Origin of the sequence: Bradyrhizobium retamae (genome assembly GCF_001440415.1) — a bacterium.
Taxonomy (GTDB): Bacteria; Pseudomonadota; Alphaproteobacteria; order Rhizobiales; family Xanthobacteraceae; genus Bradyrhizobium; species Bradyrhizobium retamae.
The window spans coordinates 1-3,164 of sequence record NZ_LLYA01000069.1; the positions used below are offsets into that span (position 1 = coordinate 1).

Here is a 3,164-nt window from a genome sequence, read left to right on the forward strand (position 1 = left end):
AGCTGTCTTATGGGCAAATCCATTAATGGGGAGCTGGCGGCGACTTGATCACGCTCTTGTATCGGCCGCTGCCAATTCGGCTCACCATTACGAAGAGCGCTTGAGGAGCGCGATCAGCCTGTCGGACGGCTGGAACGCGCCGCGCCGCAGATGCGGTGGAACGATCGATTCCATGGCGTCAAGCTTCTCTGTCGGATCGCCACGCGTGTAGATTTCGGTGGTCGTCAGAGTGGCGTGCCCCAACCACAGCGACACCTTACGGATGTCCTGTGTTGCTTGCAGGATGATCATTGCGCATGTATCTGAGCACGTGGGGTGAGATGCGTTTCTTGACGAGGCCGGGATGCGCTCGAGCGGCGGTCGCTGCATGCTGTTTGAGCAGATAGGCGAAGCCCCATCGGCTCAACGGCTCTCCCCGGGCGTTGACGAACACCTCGGGTGCTGCGACCCGCCCACGAACGGCGAGCCAGGCGCGCAGGGCAGCAGCTGTGGTCTTCCACAAGGGGAGCGCCCGTTCCCGCCGTCCCTTGCCCAGAACACGAATGCTCATCGACGACAGGTCGATGTCCTCGAGCTTCAACCCCGTCAGCTCGGACACGCAGACCCGCACAAACCGCCAGATGCAGCATGGCCCGGTCGCGGATGCCTTCGCGCGTGGCGGGATCCGGAGCGTCGAGCACCGCTTGCAGCTCCTCCCGCAGAAGATAAGAGACCAGACGCCGATCCGTTTTCTTGAACGGGATCGCCAGGACGCGGCGGACATGCTCCAGGGCCGCCGGCTTCCTGTATTCGAGGAAGCGGAAGAAGGACTTGATCGCTGCCAGCCGGACATTGCGCGTCACCGGCGCGTTTTTGCGCTTATCTTCGAGATACTCCAGGAAGGCGCTGATGAGGCCGGCGTCGAGTTGCTCCAGCGTCAGCGCCGATGGCGTCACCTTCAGTCTCTTTGCAGCGAACATGAAGAGCAACTGGAAGCTCAGGGCATAGGAGTCGCGCGTATGCCGACTGACGCCCCGCTGGCGGGCGAGTGTCTCATCAAGGAACGCTTCAATGAGGGGAGCAATCGGCGTCATGATTGCCTCCCTTCGGCGACGAACCCTTCACCGGCCGCGGCGACGTCGCGCATGAGGTCGGCGGTGGCCTCCAGGTACCAGTAGGTCGCATAGATGTTGACGTGACCCATGTAGGTCGCAAGTGCCACCATGTGCGCGCCGCTTCGGCTTCGATCCGTCGGACTGCCTTGCAGCGCGCGCACCGCAAACGTGTGCCGCAGATCGTGTAGACGCGGGCGACGCTTCGCCGCCGGTACGATACCTGCGCTGCCGACCAGCCTGTCGAAGGTCTCTTTGACCGCAATGTAGCGCAGCGGCAAACCACGCGCGTCAACGAACACCGGATCGGCCTCGGAACGGGGCCGGCGACGCGCCAGATAGCGCCTCAAGCCCGCTACTGCCGTGTCGTGCAGCGGCACCAAGCGGGTTTTCCGGAACTTGGTCTCGCGGATCAGCAGGCCGTCGCGCGTCACATCGGCGACCGTCAACTTCAGCGCTTCGGAGATCCTCAACCCGGTGACTGAGAGCAGTGCGATCAATGTCGCATAGGTCCGTGAGCGCAAGCCGCCTTTGGGGCGAAGCCGAAGAGCGGCCTCGATCAGGCGATCGATCTCCACTGCTGAGTAGATATACGGCGAGCGCCGCGTCTTGCGAGCGCCGAAGTGATTGACCGGCGGCAGCTCATGCCGGGCGTCTTCAACCCGGACATGACGCACAAACCGGCAGACGGCTTTCAGCCGGGCATCGCGTTGCGCGACAGACGGTCCGCGCGCCGCCCAATCAATTGCGGTTTGCGTGTGGACATGCGTCTGCCCGCGTTCGGTCGCAAAGGCGGCAAAGCTCTTGAGCAGGTAGTCCGCATTCAGCATCGCGAATCCAGTGGCACGCCGGAGCGCCAGATTTGCGCCCCCTTGACTGGCGCCACGATGCCGGCCCGCTGCATAAGGCGTTTCACCACCGACGAGATGCCATCACCTTTCCGGAACGGTCGAAACGGCGCAATTTGCGCAGGAACACGTGATCGCTCGGGCAGACCGAAGGGCGGCACGCGAGGTAGGCGGCGATCGCATCCCCGACGTCTTGCGGAAGCGGCAGTCGCACCTCGTAGCGCGACTTGCCCGACACCCGCAGCGAGCCCGTCTCCCACTCGATGTCTTCGAGGCGGAGTTGCGCCACGTCGCCGGCCCGCACCCCGAGGCGCGCCAAGAGCAGGACGATCGCGCGATCACGCCGGCGCGCAACGACTTCGCCATCGCATGCCGCGATCAGCCGGTCCACCTGCTCCGCCGCCAGATATCGCGGCAAGTCGGCAAGCCCCAATGGGCATAGCCAGGAACGACATCGGCGAGACCTGCTCGGCAGCAGCCTTTGACAGCAAGATACCGCAAGAACGCGCGCAGGCTGGTCGTCAGCTTCTCGACGGTTCCATTGCCGCAATGGTTCGCGCGGTCCAGGAAAAAACTGCGAATAGCGGCCGGTTCCCACCTTTCTGGATCGTCCCCGAGTGCCGCCATCAAGTGGGCGGCGTCGCGGACGTAGAGCTTGATGGTGGAATCAGACGCCCCCCGGTGCTTACGCAGCCACACCTTGAAGTGAGCCACCAGGCACGGCTCGGCAGGCTGCAATACGGTAGCGGCGGACCGGCAAACGCCGATTTCGACAAGGTGCTGGCGAAAGAGCCTGGCGCCGAAAATGGTGTGGTGGTTGCGACGCCCTCCCATGGCGCGCGGACATCGACAAGTGCGCAAGTGCTCGCTGAACACCGCCAGATCAATGTCGCTCGGCACTGCCCCTTGCCGGGCCACGACATGGCCGAGGTGCGCTGCCGCCCGCAAATATCGCACGGCCGTGCCGGCGCTATAGCCCTGCTGCTCAAGCGCGGCTGCGAAACCGTCTAGGTATCGTCCGCTTGGCCCGCTCCGCAGATACCCCAGCATCTTCGACGCCGAGAAGTAGGTCTCCAACATGTTCGTCCCCGTTTGTGATCAGCCATCAGTGGCCGAGCCGATGGAGGCGCAGGACCGCACTGTTATGGAGACAAAGATCGCTACAATTCACCGAAAAATGCCGATGCCGGCACGCCAGCTCCCCATTAATGGATTTGCCCATAAG

5 protein-coding genes and 1 pseudogene are annotated in these 3,164 nt (G+C 63.5%); 1 reads left to right on the forward strand and 5 read right to left on the reverse strand.

Annotated elements, in window-relative coordinates:
• Positions 1-87: 87 nt before the first annotated feature.
• The 5 genes and pseudogenes from CQ13_RS46760 to CQ13_RS45480 all read right to left on the reverse strand — a co-directional run bounded on the left by CQ13_RS46760 (position 88) and on the right by CQ13_RS45480 (position 2,372).
• Positions 88-291 (reverse strand): integrase, encoded by a 204-nt coding sequence (locus tag CQ13_RS46760; RefSeq protein WP_347337025.1) that lies wholly within the window; start codon positions 289-291, stop codon positions 88-90.
• The gene (locus tag CQ13_RS46765; protein ID WP_347337026.1) at positions 257-832 is read right to left on the reverse strand and encodes a tyrosine-type recombinase/integrase; all 576 of its coding nucleotides are present in this window, start codon (positions 830-832) and stop codon (positions 257-259) included. Before CQ13_RS46765 ends, CQ13_RS46760 begins: the two co-directional genes overlap by 35 nt.
• 10 nt (positions 833-842) lie before the next feature.
• Positions 843-1,073 (reverse strand): annotated as a pseudogene (locus CQ13_RS46770) (tyrosine-type recombinase/integrase); the annotation flags it as partial.
• Positions 1,070-1,921: a tyrosine-type recombinase/integrase gene (locus tag CQ13_RS10010; protein ID WP_057842749.1), complete on the reverse strand. Its 852-nt coding sequence runs from the start codon at positions 1,919-1,921 to the stop codon at positions 1,070-1,072. The gene CQ13_RS10010 and the pseudogene CQ13_RS46770, both read right to left, overlap by 4 nt.
• A gap of 82 nt (positions 1,922-2,003) precedes the next feature.
• Complete coding sequence (locus tag CQ13_RS45480; protein ID WP_245309116.1) at positions 2,004-2,372, reverse strand: tyrosine-type recombinase/integrase; 369 nt, start codon at positions 2,370-2,372, stop codon at positions 2,004-2,006.
• Here CQ13_RS45480 and CQ13_RS45485 point away from each other — a divergent pair.
• Complete coding sequence (locus CQ13_RS45485) at positions 2,372-2,950, forward strand: hypothetical protein (protein ID WP_245309117.1); 579 nt, start codon at positions 2,372-2,374, stop codon at positions 2,948-2,950. The genes CQ13_RS45480 and CQ13_RS45485 overlap by 1 nt on opposite strands.
• Positions 2,951-3,164: the final 214 nt, after the last annotated feature.